This is a genomic window from Corynebacterium sp. 13CS0277 (assembly GCF_002994655.1).
Lineage (GTDB): Bacteria > Actinomycetota > Actinomycetes > Mycobacteriales > Mycobacteriaceae > Corynebacterium.
The window spans coordinates 37,127-59,810 of sequence record NZ_PPDL01000020.1 but is presented as its reverse complement, the minus strand read 5'-3'; the positions used below and the strand labels follow the sequence as shown (position 1 = coordinate 59,810).

The 22,684-nt window shown below is 68.0% G+C and carries 18 protein-coding genes and 1 pseudogene; 15 read left to right on the top strand and 4 right to left on the bottom strand.

Translation table 11 applies throughout. The features are described from left to right. Positions 1–186 precede the first annotated feature (186 nt). Complete coding sequence (locus C1Y63_RS09455; RefSeq protein ID WP_106016216.1) at positions 187–687, bottom strand: ferritin; 501 nt, start codon at positions 685–687, stop codon at positions 187–189. Between the two features lie 745 nt (positions 688–1,432). Between C1Y63_RS09455 and nrdF the strand changes: the two genes are divergently transcribed. The 6 genes from nrdF (at position 1,433) to C1Y63_RS09425 (ending at position 8,994) form a co-directional block, all read left to right on the top strand. Beyond that, the gene (nrdF, locus tag C1Y63_RS09450; RefSeq protein WP_106016202.1) at positions 1,433–2,446 is read left to right on the top strand and encodes a class 1b ribonucleoside-diphosphate reductase subunit beta; all 1,014 of its coding nucleotides are present in this window, start codon (positions 1,433–1,435) and stop codon (positions 2,444–2,446) included. A gap of 606 nt (positions 2,447–3,052) precedes the next feature. Beyond that, entirely contained in the window at positions 3,053–4,756 is a 1,704-nt protein-coding gene (gene ctaD, locus C1Y63_RS09445; RefSeq protein ID WP_106016201.1) for a cytochrome c oxidase subunit I, read from the top strand. A 263-nt stretch (positions 4,757–5,019) separates the two neighbouring features. After that, positions 5,020–6,315 carry a phosphoserine phosphatase SerB gene (gene serB / locus C1Y63_RS09440; protein WP_199189101.1) on the top strand — a complete coding sequence of 432 codons (1,296 nt, stop codon included), beginning with the start codon at positions 5,020–5,022 and terminating at the stop codon, positions 6,313–6,315. A gap of 86 nt (positions 6,316–6,401) precedes the next feature. Beyond that, a complete protein-coding gene (locus C1Y63_RS09435) occupies positions 6,402–7,211 on the top strand; it encodes an aminoacyl-tRNA hydrolase (protein WP_233195669.1) in 810 nt (269 codons plus the stop codon). A 72-nt stretch (positions 7,212–7,283) separates the two neighbouring features. Next, positions 7,284–8,057, top strand: coding sequence for a YwiC-like family protein (locus C1Y63_RS09430; RefSeq protein ID WP_158256142.1), 774 nt, complete (start codon positions 7,284–7,286; stop codon positions 8,055–8,057). 85 nt (positions 8,058–8,142) lie between these two features. Then, positions 8,143–8,994 (top strand): hypothetical protein, encoded by an 852-nt coding sequence (locus tag C1Y63_RS09425; protein WP_106016199.1) that lies wholly within the window; start codon positions 8,143–8,145, stop codon positions 8,992–8,994. On the opposite strand, the gene C1Y63_RS09420 is transcribed toward C1Y63_RS09425, so the two are convergent. From C1Y63_RS09420 to C1Y63_RS09410, 3 genes are all read right to left on the bottom strand, one after another. Continuing rightward, on the bottom strand, positions 8,991–10,391 hold the full coding sequence (locus C1Y63_RS09420; protein WP_158256141.1) for a class I adenylate-forming enzyme family protein: 1,401 nt from the start codon (positions 10,389–10,391) through the stop codon (positions 8,991–8,993). The genes C1Y63_RS09425 and C1Y63_RS09420 overlap by 4 nt on opposite strands. Positions 10,392–10,424: 33 nt before the next feature. Next, complete coding sequence (locus C1Y63_RS09415) at positions 10,425–12,398, bottom strand: ATP-dependent DNA helicase (protein ID WP_233195668.1); 1,974 nt, start codon at positions 12,396–12,398, stop codon at positions 10,425–10,427. Between the two features lie 246 nt (positions 12,399–12,644). Continuing rightward, on the bottom strand, positions 12,645–13,958 hold the full coding sequence (locus C1Y63_RS09410; protein WP_106016197.1) for a nicotinate phosphoribosyltransferase: 1,314 nt from the start codon (positions 13,956–13,958) through the stop codon (positions 12,645–12,647). Positions 13,959–14,121: 163 nt separating this feature from the next. Here C1Y63_RS09410 and clpS point away from each other — a divergent pair, with 163 nt between their 5' ends. From clpS to C1Y63_RS09365, 9 genes and pseudogenes are all read left to right on the top strand, one after another. Further along, positions 14,122–14,475 (top strand): ATP-dependent Clp protease adapter ClpS, encoded by a 354-nt coding sequence (gene clpS / locus C1Y63_RS09405; protein ID WP_106016212.1) that lies wholly within the window; start codon positions 14,122–14,124, stop codon positions 14,473–14,475. Between the two features lie 11 nt (positions 14,476–14,486). Continuing rightward, positions 14,487–15,041 carry a DUF2017 domain-containing protein gene (locus C1Y63_RS09400; protein WP_106016196.1) on the top strand — a complete coding sequence of 185 codons (555 nt, stop codon included), beginning with the start codon at positions 14,487–14,489 and terminating at the stop codon, positions 15,039–15,041. After that, a complete protein-coding gene (locus C1Y63_RS09395; RefSeq protein ID WP_106016195.1) occupies positions 15,038–16,018 on the top strand; it encodes a P1 family peptidase in 981 nt (326 codons plus the stop codon). The genes C1Y63_RS09400 and C1Y63_RS09395 overlap by 4 nt, the downstream gene beginning before the upstream one ends. Positions 16,019–16,187: 169 nt before the next feature. Then, positions 16,188–16,886 (top strand): rhomboid family intramembrane serine protease, encoded by a 699-nt coding sequence (locus C1Y63_RS09390; RefSeq protein ID WP_106016194.1) that lies wholly within the window; start codon positions 16,188–16,190, stop codon positions 16,884–16,886. A 159-nt stretch (positions 16,887–17,045) separates the two neighbouring features. After that, on the top strand, positions 17,046–17,906 hold the full coding sequence (murI, locus tag C1Y63_RS09385; protein ID WP_106016211.1) for a glutamate racemase: 861 nt from the start codon (positions 17,046–17,048) through the stop codon (positions 17,904–17,906). 162 nt (positions 17,907–18,068) lie between these two features. After that, positions 18,069–18,854 carry an MBL fold metallo-hydrolase gene (locus C1Y63_RS09380; RefSeq protein ID WP_106016193.1) on the top strand — a complete coding sequence of 262 codons (786 nt, stop codon included), beginning with the start codon at positions 18,069–18,071 and terminating at the stop codon, positions 18,852–18,854. Positions 18,855–19,051: 197 nt separating this feature from the next. Continuing rightward, positions 19,052–19,786 (top strand): ribonuclease PH, encoded by a 735-nt coding sequence (gene rph, locus C1Y63_RS09375; RefSeq protein WP_106016192.1) that lies wholly within the window; start codon positions 19,052–19,054, stop codon positions 19,784–19,786. Positions 19,787–19,904: 118 nt separating this feature from the next. Next, a pseudogene (gene rdgB / locus C1Y63_RS09370) lies at positions 19,905–20,531 on the top strand (RdgB/HAM1 family non-canonical purine NTP pyrophosphatase); the annotation flags it as partial. Between the two features lie 474 nt (positions 20,532–21,005). Further along, the gene (locus C1Y63_RS09365; RefSeq protein ID WP_106016190.1) at positions 21,006–22,676 is read left to right on the top strand and encodes an MFS transporter; all 1,671 of its coding nucleotides are present in this window, start codon (positions 21,006–21,008) and stop codon (positions 22,674–22,676) included. Positions 22,677–22,684: the final 8 nt, after the last annotated feature.

Here is a 22,684-nt window from a genome sequence, read left to right as displayed (position 1 = left end):
GAGAAGAAAAGAGGACCACCCCCGTCGGAGAACAGGGGTGGTCCGGGTGTGCATCACAGGCCAAAGCCTGATCTGCGTGGGTGGTTGGTGCGTGCGGGAGGAGATTCACGGCCTCCTGCGCGCCCACCCACGATCTGTGGTGGGGTGCCGTCGGGTACCCCAGGTCTTTTCTCTGGTGACGCTGTGTTAGGCGTCGGCCTGGCGGGAGCCCAGCTCGGCGTCGATGCGGAGCAGGCCGGAGCCGTCGGTGCCGATGAGGCGCAGGCGGTCGAGGATCTCGCCGACGGTGGACTCTTCCTCAATCTGCTCGGCGAGGAAGAAGTCGAGCAGCGGGCGGGAGTCGAAGTCGCGCTCATCCTGGGCCAGGGCGGCGAGATCGCGGATCATGCCGGAGATCTTGCGCTCGTGGGCCAGCGATGCCTCGAAGGCGTCGACGGCGTTGTTGACGGTCACCTGGGGTGCGGCGATGTTGCCGATCTGCGGCACGGCGTCGCGGTTGAGCATGTGCTCCGCGAACATGTGCGCGTGGGTGAGCTCCTCATCGGCCTGGAGCTTCATCCAGTCGCGCATGCCGACCAGGCCCAGGTCGTCGAGAAGGTAGGACAGCTGACGGTAGACGAGGGAGGCCTCGAACTCAGCGGTGACCTGCTTGTTGAATGCCTCGGAAAGGGTTGCAGAAAGCTTCATGCCCGCCAGCATAGCGAACGTTTCCCCAGCTCGCCTGCCAAGTTTCCCTATCCTTAAGCCCTCGACCTATCGCGGGCACGTATGAATAACTAACCTAACTCCCCACCGGGTGAGGAGCCGCCGAGCCCCGGAGGCGGGTTGGTATCCGCCCAGGGTGGGGGGCCATATCGTGCCCCTTACGCGACGTAGGGCGACGCCTGCGCGCCTGCCGCTGAGGCGGCCGCCGATGGCGTTTGCGCTGGGCCGGACGGTGTGGGGCCGGGCCGGGCGTGACGTATGCAATTGTTTGCAGACGTTGTATGGGTCATCCACCGCCTCCCGGGGTGACACGCTGGCGGGGGTGGGGTCGGGCGGCATGCCCGGGCGGACACCGGGTGAGTGACCGGGTGAACTGCAGGTTCCGCCGCGGCCGGTGGGGTGTGGCGAACACCGCACCGCCCCATGCGGGCAGGTGCCGGGGGTGGGTGCCGCCCGCAGCCGGGGGCGGGCAGGGGTGTTGCGTGAGTGTTGCCGCGCGGGGGCGGTAGTCTCGGGGGAACACGCCCGCCGCCGGAGTCACTCCCGGGGCGGGAACCGGGTGGGGCAGGATGAGGCCGCAGGTGAAAAACTTCACGCGCGGAACTTCCCCCAGTCGCCCGCCGACTGCTTACACGCAGCCCGCCGACACCACGACGCTGTCTCGTGGCGCAGGCAGGCGCACCACAGTAGTTCTTTTCCCCTTCCGCTTGATTTAAAGGACGTGCCCATGGCAAACGACAAGGCCGCGATCACTCCGGTGCATCACGAGTTTCACCCCGAGGATCGCAGTGCGCCGGTGTCGGCCATCAACTGGAACAGCATCATCGACGACAAGGACCTTGAGGTCTGGGATCGTCTGACCGGTAACTTCTGGCTCCCGGAGAAGGTGCCGCTGTCCAACGACATCAAGTCCTGGAACACCCTGAACTCCCTCGAGCAGCAGACCACCATGCGGGTGTTTACCGGTCTGACCATGCTGGACACCATCCAGGGCACCGTCGGCGCAGTCTCCCTGCTCCAGGATGCGCAGACCGTCCACGAGGAAGCGGTGCTCACCAACATCGCGTTCATGGAGTCCGTGCACGCGAAGTCCTATTCCTCTATCTTCATGACGCTGGCCTCCACCCCGGAGATCAACGACGCCTTCCGCTGGTCTGAGGAAAACGAGAACCTGCAGAAGAAGGCCAAGATCATCCTTGATTACTACGAGGGTGGCGATCCGCTGAAGCGGAAGGTGGCGTCCACGCTGCTGGAGTCCTTCCTGTTCTACTCCGGCTTCTACCTGCCGATGTACTGGTCCGCGCACGCCAAGCTGACCAACACCGCCGACGTCATCCGCCTCATCATTCGCGACGAGGCCGTCCACGGCTACTACATCGGCTACAAGTACCAGAAGGCCCTGGAGAAGATCTCCGCCGAGGAGCGGGAGGAGCAGAAGGAGTGGACCTTTGACCTGCTCTACGACCTCTACGACAATGAGGCGCAGTACACCGAGGATCTCTACGACCCGCTCGGCTGGACCGAGGACGTCAAGCGCTTCCTGCGCTACAACGCGAACAAGGCGCTGAACAACCTCGGCTACGAGGGCCTGTTCCCGGCCGACGAGTGCCGCGTGTCCCCGGCGATCCTGTCCGCGCTGAGCCCCAACGCCGACGAGAACCACGACTTCTTCTCCGGCTCCGGCTCCTCCTACGTCATCGGCAAGACCGAGGCGACCGATGACGAGGACTGGGACTTCTAAGTCGCCGCATCCACGCCCCCGCTCCAGTGACGCTGGAGTCGGGGGCGTGCGCGTGTCTGCGGGTGCTTGGCGCGCTCGCACCCCCTGTGGCCCGTGTGGCCGATGTGGGGTCGAGTGATGGGTGAGGATTGGCCCCGCAACCAGCGGCGATACCCGTGGGGGTATGGGGCGCGTAGGGCGGGGCGGCGGTCCGCGCTCAGGGGGCGGGGGCGACATGTGGGGAGTGGGGGAGTGGTGGGCGGTGCGCGAAGTGCTGCGTGAGCAGTAGAAATGCCCCCTGCTGGCGGGGTGAGGGCCACCATTGCAACTTATGGTTGACTCAAAAGGGGGCTATGGGTGGGGTGGATTGATCCCCTCGCACTGTGTCGCCGCACACGCACGCATGTGTGCTTGCTCACTAGTGGGAGGTGTGGGGCGTGTGTGAAGCCGGCTGTTAGCCCACATCTAGCCCATTCCCAGTTAGATCACAGCCAGGAAAGCCGGTAACCTTTACCCCGATATCTAACGAAAAGGCTAGATACCCGCGTGTGCCTCCGATACGATCAGAAGGCACCACAAGCGCATCACCCATGGCGATGGGTGATGCCGCGTAGTCAGGAGGAACCTATGACCGCTGTCGCGCCTAAGGGCGACCACCAGGTCGCGCCGGCCCGGCCTTTGCCGACAGGCAATGCCCGCAAGGGCACTTTTGCCTGGCGGATGCTGACCACCACCGACCACAAGACGCTGGGCATCATGTACATCATCATGTCCTTCTGCTTCTTCTTCCTCGGTGGCTTTATGGCGCTGCTGATCCGTGCTGAGTTGTACCACCCGGGTCTGCAGTTCCTGTCCAACGAGCAGTTCAACCAGCTGTTCACCATGCACGGCACCGTGATGCTGCTGCTCTATGGCACCCCCGTCGTGTGGGGCTTCGCCAACTACATCATGCCGCTCCAGATCGGCGCCCCCGACGTGGCGTTCCCGCGTCTGAACGCCCTGGGCTTCTGGTTCACCACCGCCGGTGGTGTCATGATGCTGTCCGGCTTCGCCACCCCGGGTGGTGCTGCTGACTTCGGCTGGACCATGTACTCCCCGCTGTCCGATGCGATCCACTCCCCGAACGTCGGTTCCGACATGTGGATCCTGGGCGTCGGTGTCGGTGGTATCGGTACCATCGCCTCCGCCATCAACATGATCACCACCATCGTGTGCCTCCGCGCACCGGGCATGACCATGTTCCGTCTGCCGGTGTTCACCTGGAACATCTTCATCACCTCCCTGCTGGTGCTGCTGATCTTCCCGATGCTGACCGCAGCTGCCCTCGGTATCCTCTACGACCGCAAGCTCGGCGGCCACATCTACGACCCGGCCAACGGTGGCTCCATCCTGTGGCAGCACCTGTTCTGGTTCTTCGGCCACCCCGAGGTGTACGTCCTCGCGCTGCCGTTCTTCGGCATCGTCTCCGAGATCTTCCCGGTCTTCTCCCGTAAGCCGATGTTCGGCTACGCAGGCCTGGTCTTCGCGACCATCTCCATTGCCGCCCTGTCCATGGCCGTGTGGGCACACCACATGTTCGTGACCGGCGCCATCCTGCTGCCGTTCTTCTCCTTCATGACCTTCCTGATCTCCGTGCCGACCGGCGTGAAGTTCTTCAACTGGGTGGGCACCATGTGGAAGGGCCACATCACCTGGGAGACCCCGATGATCTTCGCCTTCGGCTTCATCGTGACCTTCCTCTTCGGTGGCCTCACCGGCATCATGCTGGCCTCCCCGCCGCTGGACTTCCACGTGTCCGACACCTACTTCGTGGTCGCGCACTTCCACTACACCCTCTTCGGCACCATCGTGTTCGCCTCCTTCGCTGGCGTGTACTTCTGGTTCCCGAAGATGACCGGCCGCATGCTCGACGAGAAGCTCGGCAAGCTGCACTTCTGGCTGATGTTCGTCGGCTTCCACGGCACCTTCCTCGTCCAGCACTGGCTGGGCAACATGGGTATGCCGCGTCGTTACGCCGACTACCTCGACTCTGACGGGTTCACCACCCTCAACCAGATTTCCACGGTCTTCTCCTTCCTCCTGGGTATCTCCTTCCTCCCGGTGATCTGGAACGTGTGGAAGTCCTGGCGCTACGGCGAGGTCGTCACCGTCGACGACCCGTGGGGCTACGGCAACTCCCTCGAGTGGGCAACCTCCTGCCCGCCGCCGCGCCACAACTTCACCTCCCTGCCGCGAATCCGCTCCGAGCGCCCCGCGTTCGAGCTGCACTACCCGCACATGGTGGAGCGCTTCCGCGCCGAGGCTCACATCGGCCACAAGGTGAAGGCATAACAGTCTTCCCTCTCCACCCGGAGGACATCTCCGGGAGGAGCCGCCGGGTGCAACTCCCGCGGCTGACGTGAGTGGGCCTCCTGCAAGGCCTCCGGTCCGGCTCCCGCGCGGTGTCGGACCACTACGCACCATCTACCCCCAGCACCACACGGTGCTGGGGGTAGTGGCGTCTCTGCGCCCCGTGGGGTGGGGTGCTGGGTTACCCCTGGGGTCAACCCCGCAGAACTAACAGGTCCTGGCCGGTTGATGACACAATATGCTGCGTGACTGACAAAACTGCTCCCGATATTTCTGTCGCCCTCGAACAGGGGCTCACCCCCGCCGTCATCACCGTGCACGGCGCCGACCGGCCGGGCGTGTCCGCCGCGTGCTTCCGCGTGCTGGCCAGCCACCGCGTGCAGATTCTCGATGTGGAGCAGTCCCAGTTCCGAGGGCGCCTCAACCTGGCGGCCCTCGTCGGCCTGGAGAAGGACCGCGTGGAGGTCCTCACCGAGGGCCTCGAGATCACCATGGCGGCCTACGGGCAGGACGTCTCGGTGGAGCTGCAGGAGCACCTGGCGTCCACCCGCCCGCTGTCGACCCACGCGGTGGTGGTGCTGGGCGACCCGGTGACCGCCGGGCACATTTCCCGCATTGCGCAGACCTTGGCTGACTATGGGGCCAACATTGATACCATCCGGGGCATCGCGGATTACCCGCTCACCGGCCTAGAGCTGAAGATTACCGTCGCCGATCCGAAGCCCGGCGGCGGTGTTGGCATGCGTAAGGCGCTGGCGGCGCTCACCCGCGAAATTGGGGTGGATATCGCCATTGAGCGTGCCGGCCTGCTGCGCCGCAGCAAGCGGCTCATTTGCTTCGACTGCGACTCCACCCTCATCACCGGTGAGGTCATCGAGATGCTGGCGGCCCATGCCGGCCGGGAGGCCGAAGTGGCGGCCGTGACGGAGCGCGCCATGCGCGGCGAGCTCGACTTTGAGGAATCCCTCCGGGAGCGCGTCGCCGCCCTCGAGGGGCTCGATGCGAGCGTCATTGACGAGGTGGCCGCCCAGATTGAGCTCACCCCGGGTGCGCGGACCACGATCCGAACCCTCAAGCGGATGGGCTACCGGGCCGCTGTGGTCTCTGGCGGTTTCATCCAGGTGCTGGAGGGTCTCGCGGAGGAGCTGGAGCTCGATTACGTCCGCGCCAACACCCTGGAGATCAAGGACGGCAAGCTCACCGGCCGGGTCATCGGCAAGGTGGTGGACCGCGCCGCGAAGGCCGAGTTCTTGGCCGAGTTTGCTGCGGATTCGGGGCTGAAGATGCACCAGACCGTCGCCGTCGGTGACGGGGCGAACGATATCGACATGCTCTCCGAGGCGGGCCTCGGCATCGCCTTCAACGCCAAGCCGGCGCTCAAGGAAGTCGCCGACGCCTCCGTCAACCACCCCTTCCTCGACGAGGTGCTCTACATCCTCGGTATCAGCCGCGAAGAGATCGACGAGGCCGATCTCGACGACGGCACCTACCGGCGCGTGCCGCTGCCGGAGCGTGAGCCGAGCATCGAAGCCGAGAACTAACACCGTCCTTCTCCGCCCGCAGTCCCCGTGGTTTTTTCCCCGGGGCTGCGGGTGTTGTCGTCTGTGGCTGCGTATGCTGGTGCACCGTGTGTGAAGCCCCTGATGCAAACCCCTGTTCCTCCCTTACTCCTGTGCCCGGCTGCACCTGCGGCTTCGACGAGGAGCGTGTGCGGCGTGCACACGCGGCGCTCGCCGGGCGCGTCTCCCGGGGCGAGGAGGAAACTCATGACACCGCCCAGGCGATGCAGATCGTGCTGCACCTGGAGAAGACCGCGCTGCCGGCGCGCAGTGAGATTCTCGCCGCGGCGGCCCAGGCGGTGGCGGCCGCCTGCTTGCTGGGGGAGGCGGGCCTGCCCGGATCCCCCATGGAGGCGGCACTCGCCGGCTGGTACGGGCTGAAAATCCGCAAGGTGGCCCGCCGGGCCAGTGGGGCCGGCTGGCGGCGCGCCCAGGACGTGCCGGGCTGCACCGTGACGCGGGCCAGTGGGGCGCAAGCCCGGGCCATCATGCCGGGCCGGGTGGCGGCGGTGCCGCAGGCGATCTCCCGGCTACAGATCAAGGGCACCGACCTGCCGGCGGATGCGCCGGGGGCGGTCGATGGTGCCTGGCCGCTCGTGGCCGTCGACGCCTCCCTCGGCATGAGCGCAGGCAAGGCTGCCGCCCAGGTTGGCCACGGCAGCATGCTGCTTGCGGCAGCGTTGCCGCCGGAGGTGGCGATCGCGTGGGCGCGGGCGGGTTTCCTGCTTGCGGTGCGGGAGGTGCCGCACGAGGAGTTCCTCGCGCTCTGTGCCGCCCCTGGGGCGGTCGTGGTCGCCGATGCCGGCTACACGGAGGTCGCCCCCGGCGCCCACACGGTGGTGGCAGTGCCGGGGCGGGGCACGGCGGACTCCAACTAAAGGAGTAAAATACATGCGTCTTTAACTGTGCGCCCTGTGGCGCACATGTCCACGCTCATCGAAGGAGCACGCATGGCACGCCGCAAGAACACCGGATGGGTGCCCGACCAGCACGGCGCCTGGGTCATGGTCATTGTCCCCATCCTGCTGGGCATCATCATCACCGGCCCACAGCTACTCGACATCCCGCTCGCCGTCGCCTGGTTTGCCGGCTATTTCGCCTTCTTCGCCCTCGGCCTGTGGCTGAAAGTCCCGGCGAAACGCAAGCGCACCTTCGTCCCCGCGCTGGCGACCTACGCCGCGATCAGTGCCATGGCCTCCCTCATCGTGATCGTCGGCGCGCCGCGGGTGCTGTGGGCTGCGTGCTGGTTCGCCCCGCTCGTCGCCGTCGCCGTCTACGAGGCGTACCGCAAACGGCCCCGGAGTGTTGCCAGCGGCATGAGCACCACCCTGGCGTCCGCGGCCCTCATCCCCACCTGTGGGCTGCTGCTGCCGCCCGGCACCGCCGACTGGCGGGCCCTGCTGGTCGCCTGCGCGGTGGTGGCCCTCTACCAGTGCGGCACCATCCTCTTCGTCAAGACGATGATCCGCAACCGCGGGGACCGCAGGTGGCTGGCCTGGTCCATCGGCTACCACGTCCTCGCCGCAGGGGCGGTCATCGGCCTGTGGCTTGGCGGCTACTGCCGCATCTGGCCGGCGCTGGTCATGGTGGCCGTGGCTGTACGCTCCTGGCTCATGCCGTACCTCAACGAGGGGCGCCCGAAGCCGATGAGCCCGAAACTCGTCGGCATGGTCGAAGGTATTTGGGTGCTGGCGGTGCTGGACTCCATCATCGCCGGCATCTAACGGGGCCACCACGCGCGCACCCACTCATCCGGTGGGTCTCTCAAACCGCCCCGCGCGGGGGCGGGAAGGTCTATAGTTTCTTCTCATGCCCGCTTTAGGTTTTGCGCGCATCGGGGTCGGCCAGTGTGTCGGCCGCGGCGCGTCCGCGTTTGTGATGAGTTGGCCCAAGTGGGTCGCCTTCAGCTTCGTCTACGGCATCACGTTCGGCACCCTGGTCTCCCAGGCGGTGGCGAACCTGACCCGCAGCTGCGTGGTCACTGGCGACGAGCACTTGGTCTGCGACAACTGGGGGTTCGTCGGACTCATCGCCGTCCTCCTCGTCGTCGGCGTCGCCATCTTCGTCACCGTGTGCGCGGTGTGGACGCAGCGCCGCGCCGCCCGCCCCCCGCACTGGGCGCGCACCTTCGCCGCGAGCCTACCAGTCAGCGCCTTCGCCGTCGTCGGCACCCTCGCGGTGGCGGCGCTGTCGCAGCACCTGTTCGGGGAGTCCACGCTGCCCGCCGCGCAGCAGCGACCCGGCGTCGTCGCCGGCGTCATCATTGGTGCCGGGGTGGTGAGCCTGCTGGCGGCGGTGCCGGTGGCGTTTGCCCCCATCGCGGTCGCCGACGGCCGCAGCTTCGCCTTCGGGTTGCGTTTTTTCCGCCACCATCGGGCGGCCACGGTGCGCCTCGTGGGGGTGACTCTCGCGGTGGTGGTGGGCGCGGTGCTCATGGCCCGGGTGGCGTTGTATGTGGTGCCGTTGTTTGCGTTGCTGGTGCCCGTGGTGGTGCTCATGTGGATGGAGGCCTACTGGCAGGGCATGGCCCCCATCGACGAGGTGGAGATGGCGGCCGCGGTGGGCGACGAGTTCGATGACGATCTGCGCCACGAACTCATTGGCAATCCCGCGATCCGCACCCGGGACGTCGCGCGCCCCGCGGACCCGGCCACCGACTAGTCCAGCAGTCCTTCGAGCTCACGGCGCAGGATCTTGCCTGCGGCGCTGCGGGGGATGGCGTCGACGGGGAGGAAGATCCGGGGCCGCTCGTAGGGGTTGAGGTGTTCCCGGGCAAAGCGGGTGAGCTCCGCGGTGGTGGCGGTGCCGACGATGGCGGCGGCGGGGGCTTCCTCCCCGCGCGTGGTGCGTCCCCGGAAGACCGCCACATCAACAACCCCGGGGTGCTCCAGGAGGCGGTGTTCCACCTTCGTGGGGCTGACCTGCACCCCGTGGGAGGTGATGATGTCTTTGATGCGTCCCGCGAGCACCACCGACCCGTCCGGCAGGATGCGCGCCAGGTCCCCGGTGTGCAGCCACCCGCCGCGCAGCACCTCCCCGGTGGCCTGCGGGTCCAGGTGGTAGCCGCGCATGACCTGCGGGCCGCGCACGACGAGCTCACCGACAGCACCTGCGGGCAGCGGCACCCCACTGTCCGGGTCGACGATCGCGTGCTCCGTGTCGTTCAGGGGGGTGCCGATGGATTCCATGGGGGAGGAGCTCAGCCGGCGCAGGTGGGTGACGGGGGAGGCTTCCGTCATGCCGTAGCCCTGGAGGACTGCTGCCCCGGTGCGGGCCTCGACGGCGTGGCCGCTGGCGGCGGGTAGAGCCGCCGCCCCGGAGATGATGTGGTGCAACTGGGGGAAGGTAACGCTGTCAGGTGCGTGTGCCAGCAGTGGTGCGATGGGTGGGGCGATGAAGGTCACACCGATGCCGTGGCGGGCGTGGGCGGCGAGGAAACTCGTGGCCTCAAAGGGCTGGGTGACGACGTGCGCGCCGCGCGTCAGGGGTGCCAAAAGGGTGGCGGTGAGGCCGTAGATGTGGCTGAGCGGCAGGGTGCTGAGCACCGTGTCGGCGGCGGCGATGGGGACGGCGGCGGCGAATTGGCGGCTGTTGGCCACAATGTTGGCGTGGGTGAGTTCCACGATCTTCGGCACCCCGGTCGTCCCGGAGGATTGGGGGAGGACCGCCAGCTGAGACTCGTCGACGCTCGGCCAGGTGATAACCGCCGGCACCGCGGTGCGCCGCAGCTGCTCTGCCGCCTCCTCGTCGAGGCACAGCTTCGCGCCGGTGCGGTGGAGGAGCTCCGCGCGGTCGCGCGCGGTGGCGTAGACGGGGATCGGCACCGCCACCGCGCCGGCGCGCAGGACACCTAGGAAGCTGGTGACGAAGCCTATGCCGTTGGCCTGCTGCAGGGCGACCGGCTGCCCGGGGCGCACACCCCGGGCGATAAGGCCCGCAGCGGTGGCATCACACTGGGCCACCAACTCCTGGTAGCTGACAGTGACATCCCGGCTGGTCAGTGCCGGCGCATCCGGGGTGGTGTCGAGGTGTGCGAGGAGCAGATCGTGGACGGCCACGGAAGAAAACAACCCCCTTGTGAAGTGGTCGGGTTAGCGGGCGACGAGGCGCTGCAGGGCACCGATGACGGTCTTTTTGTCGGTGGTGGGCCACAACGCCGGCATGCTGTTGGTGAGGAAACTGCCGTAGCGTTTCGTCGCCAGCCGCGTATCCAGCACCGCCACGACACCCTTGTCGTCGACGTGGCGCAGCAGCCGGCCGGCCCCCTGGGCCATGAGCAACGCCGCGTGGGTGGCGGCGACCTCCATGAACCCGTTACGGCCCGCCGCGTCGGCGGCCTCCTTCCGGGCCTGCAGCAGCGGATCATCGGGCCGGGGGAAGGGGATGCGGTCCATGACGACGAGACTGCAGCTCTTCCCCGGCACATCCACCCCCTGCCACAGGGTGAGCGTGCCGAACAGGCAGGTGTGCTCGTTGGCGGCGAACTTCGCGATGAGGTTCGCGGTGGAGTCCTCCCCCTGGCACAGCACATCCATCGGCAGCCGGGGCCGCATCCATTCGGTGGCCTGCTCGGCGGCCCGCCGGGAGGAAAACAGCCCCAGGGTGCGCCCACCGGCCGCCATGATGAGGTCTTTGAGCTCCTCGAGGGTCTCCGGGGCAAGCCCGTCGCGGCCGGGCTCCGGCAGATGCCGGGGCACGTACAGAATGCCCGATTTCCGCGGGTCGAAGGGGGTGCCGGCATCCAACTGATCGTAGGAGCCTGCGGGCAGCCCCCAGGAGGCGGCCATCGCCCGGAAGTTGCCGCCCACCGTCAGCGTCGCCGAGGTCAACACCACCGTCGATTCGGCAAACAGGCGGGTTTTCAGCAGCCCCGCCACCGACAGGGGAGCCACCCGGATGACCGCCCCGCGGCGCGGCTCGTCGGCGAGCCACACCACATCGGTCTGCTGCGCGGGGTCGGGGGTGTCGAACACCGCCAGGATCCGCACGCACGTGTCGTGGAGTTCCACCAAGTGCTGGGAGAGGTGGTGGCGTTCGGCGTTGGTTTCCGGATCGTTCGCGGCCTCCCCCTCGGGGGCGGTGTGGATGGCGGTGCGCACCGACCACAGGGAGTCCCGCAGTTTCACCAAGGGGCCGGCTACGTCCTCCGGGAGATGGGTCCACCGGCCGCGGTCCGCGGACTCCATGAGCACCGTCCAGTCCTCGGCGACGCCGAGCAGCCCGTCCTCGGTGCCCTCGGCACCCAGTTTCGCGGCCCGGCGGGCCGCCAACACCAGGGCGTTGGCGGTGAGTTCGTTGGTGGCGACCCCGGTGATCCGCCCGTCGAGTTCGTGGGCCTCGTCGATGATGACGGCGTCGTGCTGCGGCAGCACATCAATGTCGGCGAGCGCATCAATGGCGAGGAGGGCGTGGTTGGTGACCACAATGTCGGCTTCGCGGGCGGCGCGCCGGGCGGCCTCCGCGAAGCACTCCTCCGCCTGGGGGCAGCGGCTGGCGCCGAGGCATTCGTTGGCGGTGACGGACAATTGCCGCCACGCCAGGTTGCTCACCCCCTCCTCCAGGTCGTCGCGGTCGCCGGTGTCGGTGTCCTGCGCCCACTCCGACAGCCGGCGGACTTCCTGGCCGACGGCGGAGAGTTCCTCTTCCCCGATGAGTGCCTCCCCGTCGGCCTCCCCGGTGGCGAGCTTGTTGAGGCAGACGTAGTTGGAGCGGCCTTTGAGGATCGCGAAGCTCAGCGGCCGCGGCAGGTGGGGCTCCAGTGCCTTCGCCAGCCGGGGCAGGTCCCGGCCGACGAGCTGCCGCTGCAGGGCAATCGTCGCGGTGGATACGATGACGGGCACGCCAGTGTTGATGGCGTGGGCGGCGGCCGGCACGAGGTAGGCCAGCGATTTGCCGGTGCCGGTGCCGGCCTGCACGGCGAGGTGCCGTTCGGTGGCGAGCGCCTGGGCGACGGCCTCACTCATGCGGACCTGCCCGTCGCGGCGGGCGCCGCCCAGGCTGTCGACGGCGGCGCTGAGCAGTGCTGCGGTCGGCGAGTCGGTGCTGTGGGGGCTGTCGGTGGACACAAAACCATCCTTGGGCAAGCGGGGGAGGAACACACACAGAGCAACCGCCACAACCGGATGTGCTGGGGCCTGCGGCCTCGGCGGGGTGCCATGTGCCCACAAAGTCTAGGCCCGAGGGGTGCGCGCACGCGAGGGCCACCACAGGCACCTGTGGATAACCGGGCCCACCGGGCCCGCCACCAGGGATATCACCCCCGCACACAGTGGTGTAGTGGTGCGCGCTCGGCCCGGAGGGTGGGGTGGGGCCTAGTTGTCGAAGCCGACGAAGCGGGTGGCGAGCACCGGCTCGTCGCGGGACAACGCCAAGCCCTCCCACGGCAGGGACACCAGCTGCTGCGCGAGGTGCTCCCGCGACTGGTGCAGATCCGGCAGGCCGTCGACGATGCGGCCGTCGCGCATGAGCGGCACGGTGAGTTCCCGGGCGGTGTAGCGGCCCGTGTCGGGCTGAGGCGCGTCGAAGGGGCGCACGATTTCCTCCACCGCCGTCCCCGTGGAGCGGTGCACCCGCAGGCCCCGCTTGCCGCCGCCGACGCTCTTTTTGTTGCGGGAGCGCTTCGCCACCGGGTTGCCGTCGACCTCAACGATCTTGTACACCATGCCTGCGGTCGGCACCCCGGAGCCCGTGACCACGGAGGTGCCGACGCCGAACACGTCGACGGGGTCGCCGCGCAGGCCGGCGATGGTGAACTCGTCGAGATCGGAGGACACCACAATCTTGGTGTCCCGCGCGCCGAGGGAGTCGAGCTGGCGGCGCACCTGCCGGGTGAGCACACCCAGGTCACCGGAGTCGATCCGCACCCCGCCGAGCTCGGTGCCGGCGACCGCCACGGCAGTCTCCACACCCTTGGTGATGTCGTAGGTGTCGACGAGGAGGATGGTGTCGGTGCCGAGGGTGTCGACCTGCGCGCGGAACGCCGCCTCCTCATTCGGGGTGCCGTCCGGGTTGACGTGCGCCAGCGTCCACGCGTGCGCCGCCGTCCCGGAGGCGGGAATGCCGTAGCGGTGCGCCGCCTCCAGGTTGGAGGTCGCATCGAAGCCCGCCAGGTAGGCCGCCCGGGAGGCCGCCACCGCCGCGTATTCGTGGGTGCGGCGGGACCCCATCTCAATGATCGGCCGACCATCCGCCGCGGTCACCATGCGCGCCGCGGCGGAGGCGATCGCCGAGTCGGCGTTCATGATCGACAGGATGACGGTCTCCAGGATGACGCACTCGGCGAAGGTGCCCCGGATCGTCAGGATCGGGGAGTAGGGGAAATACAGTTCGCCCTCAATGTAGCCGTCGACCTGCCCGCTGAAGCGGTAGTTGAGGAGGAACTGCTTGGTGCGTTCGTCGAGGAAGTCCATGCCGGCGACCTGGTCCTCGGTGAACACGAAGTCCTCAATGGCCCGCAGGACGCGGGCTGTGCCCGCCACCACCCCGTAGCGGCGTTCCCCCGGCAGGCGGCGGGCGAACACTTCGAAGGTGCACTGTCGGTGGGCGGTGCCGTCGGCCAGGGAGGCCATGAGCATCGTCAGTTCGTACTTGTCGGTGAGGAGGGCGGTGGAGCGCTGATGTTTCACGCCCCTGAGTCTAAGCCAGCAACCCCCACCTGCGCCGGTCGTGGGCCACCCGCGTCGCCGTCGACACCGCCGCCGGTGCCGTGTGCTGCAGCTGTGCGCGACAGCGCCCGCAGGCGGGCGGGGTGGTGCCCACGTGCTGTGCCCGGGCGCATACTATGGGGGCATGTCATACCAAGCACACCACCCGCGGTCCGGTTCCTTCCCGCCGCTTGTCGCCGCAGGGTCCCCCATGGCCACCCCCGAGGTGGTGGAGGACGTGGCGGTGGAGGTCACCACCGCCGAAAACCTGCCCTGGCTGTGCATTGTGTGGGACGACCCGGTGAACCTCATGAGCTACGTCACCTACGTGTTCCACACGGTGCTCGGCTACGACAAGAAGCGCGCCCACGAGTTGATGATGCAAGTCCACACCGAGGGCAAGGCTGTCGTGTCCTCCGGGGAGAAAGACAAAGTCGAGGCGGATGTGAAAAAGCTTCACACCGCGGGCCTGTGGGCCACGATGCAACAAGGGGGGTAAGTTCGCGCACCATGAAGGATTGGAAGAAGAAGCGGGGCCTGGGCCGCGCACCGAAGTTCACGGCCACGTTCGAGCCGATGGAGCGGGAGGTGCTCGGGGACCTGGCGGTCGCCGTGAGCGAGGCGTTGATTCGGCGGGCGCAGTCCGCGCCGAAGGATGAGCTCGCGGAGCTCACCGGCATGCCCAGTGGGCACAAGCACGCGCCGAAGGATCCGTCGCTGGCACGGCTGCTGCCCGACTTTGAGCGCGAGGGCGACGAGGAGTACGAGGGCGATAATCAGCTGCTGCGGAGCCTGCACGAGACGGATATTTGCGCGGCGAAGCTGGAGCACCTCAACGTGGTCATTTGGGCGTTGGGGCCCGCCGGCGACGAGACGGTCACCCTCACGGAAGACGAAGCCCACGGGTGGCTGCAGGCGCTCAACGATATTCGCCTGTACTTGGCGTCCAGCGATGTGCAGGACGGGCCGGGGCCGAACGATGCGGCGGACCGGGACATGCTGGTCGACTGGTTGGCCTACAACCAGGACAGTTTGCTGCACGCGATGATGGGGGATCTCGGATGAGTGGGGGTGTCGATCGGGGGTTGGCGGCGGTGCCGGGCCTCGGCGTGGGGCATGTGAGCCTCGGGGATACGGGGTGCACCGTCGTCGTGGCCCCGGCGGGCGCGTTCGCGGCCGTCGATGTGCGCGGCGGTGGCCCCGGTACCCGGGAGACCGACCTGCTGGAGGCGCACAACACGGTCGCGCAGGTGCATGCGGTGCTGCTCAGCGGGGGGAGCGCCTATGGGCTGGCCGCCGCGGACGGTGTCATGCAGCACCTGGAGGGCGCCGGCATCGGGTTCCCCGTGCTGGGCCCCGACCGGCCCGGCCCCATCGTGCCGATCGTGCCGGGCGCGGTGATTTTCGACCTGTTGGTCGGCGACCCGCAGCACCGCCCCACCGCCGCGGATGGGGCGGCCGCCACCCGGGCGGCCCTCGCCGCCGTGGATGATGCGGCCGCGGCCACCGCCCGCGGCAGTGTCGGCGCCGGCTGCGGGGCGACCGCCGGCAAGCTACGCGGCGGCTTTGGCACCGCCTCTGCCACGGTGGACACCCCGATGGGGCAGTTCACCCTCGCCGCCGGGGTGGTTGCCAACCCCGTGGGCCACGTCGTCGACCCCGACACCGGGATCCTCTACGGGGACCCGCGCCTGCGGGTCGACGTGGATGCGTACGCGGCGTTGGAGTCCTTGGCGACGAAGCTGAATACGACGATTGGCGTGGTGGCCACCGACGCGCCGGTGACGAAGGCGCAGGCGCGCCGCCTGGCGCTCACGGGCCACGACGGCATGGCCCGGGCGATTCGGCCCGCCCATTCCCCGCTCGACGGGGACACCCTGTTCGCGTTGTCCACCGGCGACGGCAGCGGCGTCGATGTGGAGACCCTCGGGATGCTGTGTGCGGCGAGCGCGGATACCGTCCAGGCCGCCATCGTCGACGCGGTGGTTTCCGCGGTCACGGGCCACGACACCACCGCCCTGTCCGACCTGCTGCTGGACTAAGACAGCGCCCCCGCACCCGCCCGGTGCCACTGCACGACTTTTTCTTGGTCGTCGGGAACACCGGGCGGGTGCTGCGCGTTTCTTAAGTCAAGACACCGCAGGGGCCGCCGGCCCTGCACGGGTGTCGTGTTGTCTGTTTTTGCCTGATGTGCCCCCAAGGACTGCGCCCATGACGTACCCCTCCTGGAACAATTCGACCCCGCCGCGGGCGTCCATGCCCCAGCCCATCCCCGGCGGCTACGCGAGTGGTGCGCCCGTGGTCACCCAGCGCCCCCGAGTGCCGGCGGCGACGCGGGCGTGGCATGCCGCCCAGGTGGCCATCGGCTATCTCGTGGTGCTGTGGGTGATCTACGCGGTGCAGGTGCTCGCCGGGCAGCAGGCGCTGCGCTTCGGCGTGCACCCCCTGGACGTGTCCAGCTTGCCGGATATTTTCACCGCCCCCTTCCTCCACGGTTCGGTGGGGCACCTGGTGTCGAACTCGGTGCCGGGGGCCGTGTTCGCGTTCCTGCTCGCCTGGTCGGGCCGGAAGGAGTTCGTGTGGGCAACACTGCTCATCATCGTGCTCAGCGGGCTGGGAGTGTGGCTCATTGGTGGCCCGATGAGCGTGCACATCGGTGCCTCCGGGGTGTTGTACGGGTGGTTGGCGTACTTGGTGGTGCGGGGCTTTTTCTCCCGCAGCTTCGGCCAGCTGGCGTTAGGCATTGCCCTGGCGTTGAGCTATACCGGCTGGTTGTGGGGCGTGGTGCCCAGCACCCCGGGGGTGAGTTGGCAGTACCACCTGTGCGGGGCGTTGGCGGGGGTGCTGGCGGCGTGGGTGTTGAGTTCCCGGGCGCGGGAGGATGCCCGCCAGCGGCAGTTGGCGCGCTGAGTACTTCACGGGGACTACCGTGGAAGGCGCGCACGCGTGGCGTGAGGCCGCCTCCGGCCCGCGCGCGGTGCGCGTGATGTGAGACGTTTTTTTCGGCGCATCCCCTCGCGCGGCGGCGCGTGGGGTGGGTGCCACCAAGGTGGGTAGGAGATGGTGTTCATGGGGAGCTCAACAGGCGGTAATACGCCGGAGACGCACGCACAGGCTGCGTCCCCCGGTCGGGAGGCCCCCATCGGGGTGTTCGACTCGGGCGTGGGTGGGCTCACCGTGGCGCGCACCCTGGTGGACCAGTTGCCGCACGAGTCGATTCTCTACATTGGGGACACCGCCCACGGCCCCTATGGGCCGCTGACGATCTCCCAGGTGCGCGAGCACTCGCAGAACGTTGCCGACGAGTTGGTGCGGCGCGGCTGCAAGATGATCGTCATCGCCTGCAATACCGCCACCGCGGCGTTTCTGCGGGATGCCCGGGAGCGCTACGACGTGCCGGTCATCGGGGTGATTTTGCCGGCGGTGCGCCGCGCGGCGGCGACGACCCGCAACGGCAAGGTGGGCGTGATTGGCACGGTCGGGACCGTGAACTCCGGGGCCTACCAGGAGCTTTTTGATGCGGTGCCGGGGGTGGAGTGCTTCGCCGAGCCCTGCCCCCGCTTCGTCGATTTCGTGGAGCGGGGCATTACCTCCGGGCGGCAGATCCTGGGGGTGGCGGAAAGCTACGTCGCCCCCCTCCAGGCCGCCGGCGTGGACACCCTGGTGTTGGGGTGCACCCACTACCCGCTGCTCAGCGGGGTGATTCAGTTGGCGATGGGGGATCACGTCACCCTGGTGTCCTCGGCGGAGGAAACCGCGAAGGATGTGGTGCGGATCCTGTCGACGACGGACATGCTCGTCGACCCGGAGACCGCCACGGCCGCGCCCACCCGCGTCTTCGAGTCCACCGGCGACCCGGAGGTTTTCGCCCGCCTCGCCTCCCGGTTCTTAGGCCCCCACATCACCAGCGTCAGCCAGGTCAGCCCCTAAACCGCGGCGCGGCGCTGTGATGCGCGCGGGCGGCCCGCGTGGGCTTGGGCTGCGGGGGTGTGGGGGCGTGGTGTGGCCCACGGTGGTCGCGCTGCGGTCGGGTGTGCCATACGGGTCGGTGTCAGCTAGCGCAGACGCTTTCCTACATGGCACGATAGCCGCATGAAAGTACGGATCCTTGGGTGTTCAGGCAGCGTTCCGCGCCGCTCCAATCCCGCGTCCGGGTACGTCGTCACCGCCGACGGCATGAGCGATGTGGTGCTCGACCTGGGGCCGGGCACGTTCGCGCACCTCATGCACCACGCCGACCCGAGCGATGTGCACGTGTTGTTCTCCCACCTGCACCCGGATCACTGCCTCGACTTCCCCTCCCTGCTCGTGTGGCGCCGCTACCACCCGCAGCGCCCCTCCGACGGGCGGAACCTGTGCTTCGGCCCCCAGGCCACCTTCACCCACTTGGGAAGGCTGTCGGCTGACGAGCCGGACGAGGTCGATGACATGTCGGACACTTTCGCGTTCGCCCCCTGGGTGGATGGGCAGGAAACCTTCGTCGACCGCCTGGAGGTCACCCCGTTTCGGGTGGTGCACCCCATTGAGACTTTTGCGCTGCGGGTGCGGGACCCGAAGTCGGGCCACGTGGTGGCCTACTCGGGCGATACCGCGCCGACCCCCCGACTCGTGGAGGCCGCCCGCGGGGCGGACGTGTTCCTCTGCGAGGCAACCTGGGGGTACTCCAGCGAGGGCAAGCCGGAGAACATGCACCTCTCCGGCGCGGAGGCCGGCGCCATCGCTCAAGAGGCGGGCTGCCGCAAGCTGGTGCTCGTGCACATTCCGCCGTGGACCGACCCGGAGGAGGCGCTGCGGGGGGCGCGGGAAACCTTCGACGGGGAGATCGTCATCGGCCGCGCCGGCGACGTCTTCGACCTCGCGGGGTCGCCGACACCCTAGCCACGCGCGCCGCCCCAGCGGCATCGGGATGCTGTGGCGGCGCGGCTCCCGCTGGTCTGGGCCCGGCTCTCGTCCTGGGGGTAGGCGCCGGGCGTGGTCCCCGGGTGTGGCCTGCCCCAAGGGGCCAGCCCCCGGTGGCAGGGGTCTCAGCGGGTGGGGGCGGCTGTGGGGCGGTGGGGGGTTTACGATGGAGAGTTATGACTGACGCTTCTTTTGTCCGCGCTGATGGGCGCGCCGCCGTCGAGATGCGCCCCGTGCGCATCACCCGCGGCTTCACCACGAACCCGGCTGGCAGTGTGCTGGTGGAGTTCGGCAACACCCGCGTGATGTGCACCGCCAGCGTGGAGGAACGCATCCCGCGCTTCAAGCTGGGGTCCGGGGAGGGCTGGCTGACGGCCGAGTACTCCATGCTGCCGGCCGCCACCCACGAGCGCATGCCGCGCGAGTCGATGAAGGGCAAGGTGAAGGGCCGCACCCACGAGATTTCTCGCCTGGTGGGCCGCAGCCTGCGGGCCGCGATCGATCTCGGGCAGCTGGGGGAGAACACCATCGCGATTGACTGCGATGTGCTGCAGGCCGACGGTGGGACCCGCACCGCCGCCATCACCGGCGCCTATGTGGCGTTGGCGGATGCTGTTGCGGAGCTCAAGCGCCGCGGGGTGCTCACCGGCAACCCGCTGAAGCAACCGGTGGCCGCCGTGAGCGTCGGCCTCATCGACGGCCACGTGTGCCTCGACCTGCCCTACGAGGAGGATTCCCGCGCGGAAGTCGACATGAACGTCGTCATGACCGCCGATGGGGCCTTCGTGGAAGTCCAGGGCACTGGGGAGGCCGGGACGTTCACCCGCGCCCAGATGACCGAACTTCTCGACGCCGCGGAGCGTGGCTGCACCGAATTGTTCGCCGCGCAGCAGGCCGCCCTCGCGGAGTAAGTTTTTCTCCCGCGCCACCTGCCCGCCGGCGCGCACGGTATAAGCCTGTGCCTGGTGCGGGCGGGGCGTGGTTGTCCCAGTTTGTTTTTCACGTTCGTGACCCAAGGGGAATCCCACCATGTTGTTGCATGTTGCAACGCACAATCCGAAGAAGCTCAAGGAACTGCACCGCGTCCTGCAGGAGGCGGGCATTGAGGGGGTGGAGCTGGTCTCCAGCGAGGATTTGCTCGGCTACCCGGAGCCCGTCGAAGACGGGCGCACCTTCGCCGACAATGCGCTCATTAAGGCGCGCGCCGGCGCGAAGGAAACCCACCTGGTGACCCTCGCGGACGACTCGGGCCTGTCCGTCGATGAGCTGGGCGGCATGCCGGGGGTGCTGTCCGCCCGGTGGTCCGGCACCCACGGCGACGACGAGGCCAACAATGAGCTGTTGCTCAAGCAGTTGGAGCACGTGCCCCACGGGCGGCGCACTGCCCGCTTCGTGTCCGTGTGCGCGGTCGTCACCCCGGAAGGCGACGAGTTTTTGGAGAAGGGCACCTGGGAGGGGCGTCTCGTGCGCACCCCCGTCGGCGACGAGGGCTTCGGGTACGACCCGTTGTTCATCCCGGCGGAGGAAGACGAACGCGTCGAGGATCTCGACGAGCGGCCCCGCACCTCCGCGGAGCTCACCCCGGCGGAAAAGGATGCCCTGTCGCACCGCGGCAAGGCGCTGAAAGCCTTGGTGCCGGTCATCGCTGAGCTGGCCACCAAGTACGCCGAGGACGGCACTGCGGTGACCTCTGAGGACGATTCCCCCATCGTGGTGGTGACCCCGGAGGAAGCCGCCGGGGAGGAAGGCGCCGATGGGGATCCTGCGGTGAGTGAGCAAGCCGCTGCCGCAGAGGCAGCTGTCGTCGCCGAAGGAGTGACAGCACTCCCTGAGGAAGCGACTGTGCCGAACGGCGAGTAGCGCTGCGCGCGAGCTCGTGCAGCGCGTGTTGCTGCACGAGCATTCCGCCCCAGACCGATGCATCAGTGTGCATCCATGCCAGAGGGGAGTGCACCGAACCCTGCGCCGTGCACCCATCTTATGGAGGGTCTTGGGCTACGCAGAACACATGGACTGTACTCCTCCGCCTGGCTGTTCCACCGTCATTGGTCCAGCGTGCGAGTCACGTTCGTTGATCGCAGGACATCAGTGCGCCTGTTTGGGGAGCTGCTCACTGCTTAGATAGAAGGTATGAAAAGAATCTCCCCTTCTGGTCCTGCGGCGAAGTCTGCGGACGGAGTGCCCACGAGCGCACCAGTGGATACCGTGTATGCGCAGCGGTGGAAAGCTCTGTGGGTTCTCGCACTCGGGCTGGCCATGATCGTCATCGATGGAACCATCGTCGGTGTCGCATTGCCAGACATTATCGAAAAGCTTCACCTGAGCATCACTGATGCCCAGTGGGTGAACTCGCTGTACTCGGTGGTGTTCGCCGCGTTGCTGCTCTCCACGGGACGGTTGGCAGACAGGATTGGTCGCCGCACTACGTTCATGACGGGGGTCGTGCTCTTCGCAGTGGGGTCTGTGATGGCGGCGCTGTCTGGCAGCGTGAGCGCGCTGATCCTGGCTCGTCTCGTGCAAGGTGTGGGCGGTGCCGTCATGCTGCCTTCAACACTGTCCAGTGTCAACGCCATGTTCCAGGGGCCTGCCCGCGCCGCAGCGTTTGGTGTGTGGGGTGCGGTGATGTCAGGTGCCGCGGCGCTCGGACCGTTGCTCGGCGGCTGGTTGACGTCCACCTGGTCCTGGGAATGGATCTTCTGGGTGAATGTGCCGATCGCGTTCGCCGTGGCCGTGGGCACGGTGCTGTGGGTTCCGCAGACCCGGGGCGATAGTCAGCGCCGGGGGATGGATGTCGATGGTTTCCTCACCTCGGCGCTCGGCTTCGGTGGCGTGGTGTTCGGCATCATCGAAGGCCCCACCCTGGGATGGTTCCGACCGATTAGCGATCTGCAGATTGGTGCCCAGGTGTGGTCGACGCAGGCTCCAGTGTCGGCGGCGTTCGTCGCGCTCGTCCTCGGAATTGTGTTCCTCGCACTGTTCATCGTGTGGGAGCGCCACCGGGCCGGTAATGGGCGCGATGCCATCCTGAACGTGCAGCTGTTCCACGTGCCAACATTCACGTGGGGGAATGTCGCAGCGTTCGCTGTGGCAGTCGGTGAATTCTGTGTCGTGTTCATGCTGCCGCTGTTCTTGGTGAACGTGCTCGGCTTGACTGAGATGCACGCAGGCTTTGTGCTGGCAGCGATGGCGCTGGGTGCCTTCGGCTCTGGTGCTGCCGCCCGCCACGTCGCGGCAGCAATCGGTGCCCCCTGGACTGTGGTCGTTGGACTCGCTCTCGAGGTCGTCGGCATGAGCCTCGTTGCCGTTGTCGTCTCGGCGACGGTCTCGCCGTGGCTGGTTGGCGGGTTGCTCATCATCTACGGCTTGGGCTTGGGATTGGCCTCCGCCCAGCTGACGTCGCTGGTGCTGCGGGATGTCCCTCCGGCGGATTCTGGCCAGGGGTCGGCAACCCAGTCCACCACCCGTCAAGTAGGCGCCGCCGTGGGGGCAGCCGTCGCCGGCGCGGTGCTCTCGGCGTCGCTGGCACACACACTTCCCACCCAGCTGGCCGCCACCCACATCCCCGCCCCCGAGGCGACGCACCTAGCCTCGGTGATGCACGATTCGGCCGGTTCGATGTTGCCCGCATTCCGGTCCGCAAACCCTGCGAATGCGCCGGTGGCTGATGCCCTGGCACAAGGGTTTGCGGTGTCCACCCGCTACGCGCTGCTCAGCGCTGTCGTGTTTCTGCTGCTCGGATTGCTCGCTGCGCTGCGGGTACGCCGCGCAGCGCAGTCGATGGACCCTAACCTGCAGAGTTAGCGCCGACG

Bases quoted from the DNA above. Each gene is read 5' to 3' on its own strand.
- clpS (WP_106016212.1), top strand. From the start codon at position 14,122: ATGTCATACCAAGCACACCACCCGCGGTCCGGTTCCTTCCCGCCGCTT.
- C1Y63_RS09430 (WP_158256142.1), top strand. From the start codon at position 7,284: ATGGCACGCCGCAAGAACACCGGATGGGTGCCCGACCAGCACGGCGCC.
- C1Y63_RS09365 (WP_106016190.1), top strand. From the start codon at position 21,006: ATGAAAAGAATCTCCCCTTCTGGTCCTGCGGCGAAGTCTGCGGACGGA.
- C1Y63_RS09380 (WP_106016193.1), top strand. From the start codon at position 18,069: ATGAAAGTACGGATCCTTGGGTGTTCAGGCAGCGTTCCGCGCCGCTCC.
- ctaD (WP_106016201.1), top strand. From the start codon at position 3,053: ATGACCGCTGTCGCGCCTAAGGGCGACCACCAGGTCGCGCCGGCCCGG.
- C1Y63_RS09455 (WP_106016216.1), bottom strand. From the start codon at position 687: ATGAAGCTTTCTGCAACCCTTTCCGAGGCATTCAACAAGCAGGTCACC.
- murI (WP_106016211.1), top strand. From the start codon at position 17,046: ATGGGGAGCTCAACAGGCGGTAATACGCCGGAGACGCACGCACAGGCT.
- C1Y63_RS09390 (WP_106016194.1), top strand. From the start codon at position 16,188: ATGACGTACCCCTCCTGGAACAATTCGACCCCGCCGCGGGCGTCCATG.
- rph (WP_106016192.1), top strand. From the start codon at position 19,052: ATGACTGACGCTTCTTTTGTCCGCGCTGATGGGCGCGCCGCCGTCGAG.
- C1Y63_RS09400 (WP_106016196.1), top strand. From the start codon at position 14,487: ATGAAGGATTGGAAGAAGAAGCGGGGCCTGGGCCGCGCACCGAAGTTC.
- C1Y63_RS09425 (WP_106016199.1), top strand. From the start codon at position 8,143: ATGCCCGCTTTAGGTTTTGCGCGCATCGGGGTCGGCCAGTGTGTCGGC.
- C1Y63_RS09395 (WP_106016195.1), top strand. From the start codon at position 15,038: ATGAGTGGGGGTGTCGATCGGGGGTTGGCGGCGGTGCCGGGCCTCGGC.
- nrdF (WP_106016202.1), top strand. From the start codon at position 1,433: ATGGCAAACGACAAGGCCGCGATCACTCCGGTGCATCACGAGTTTCAC.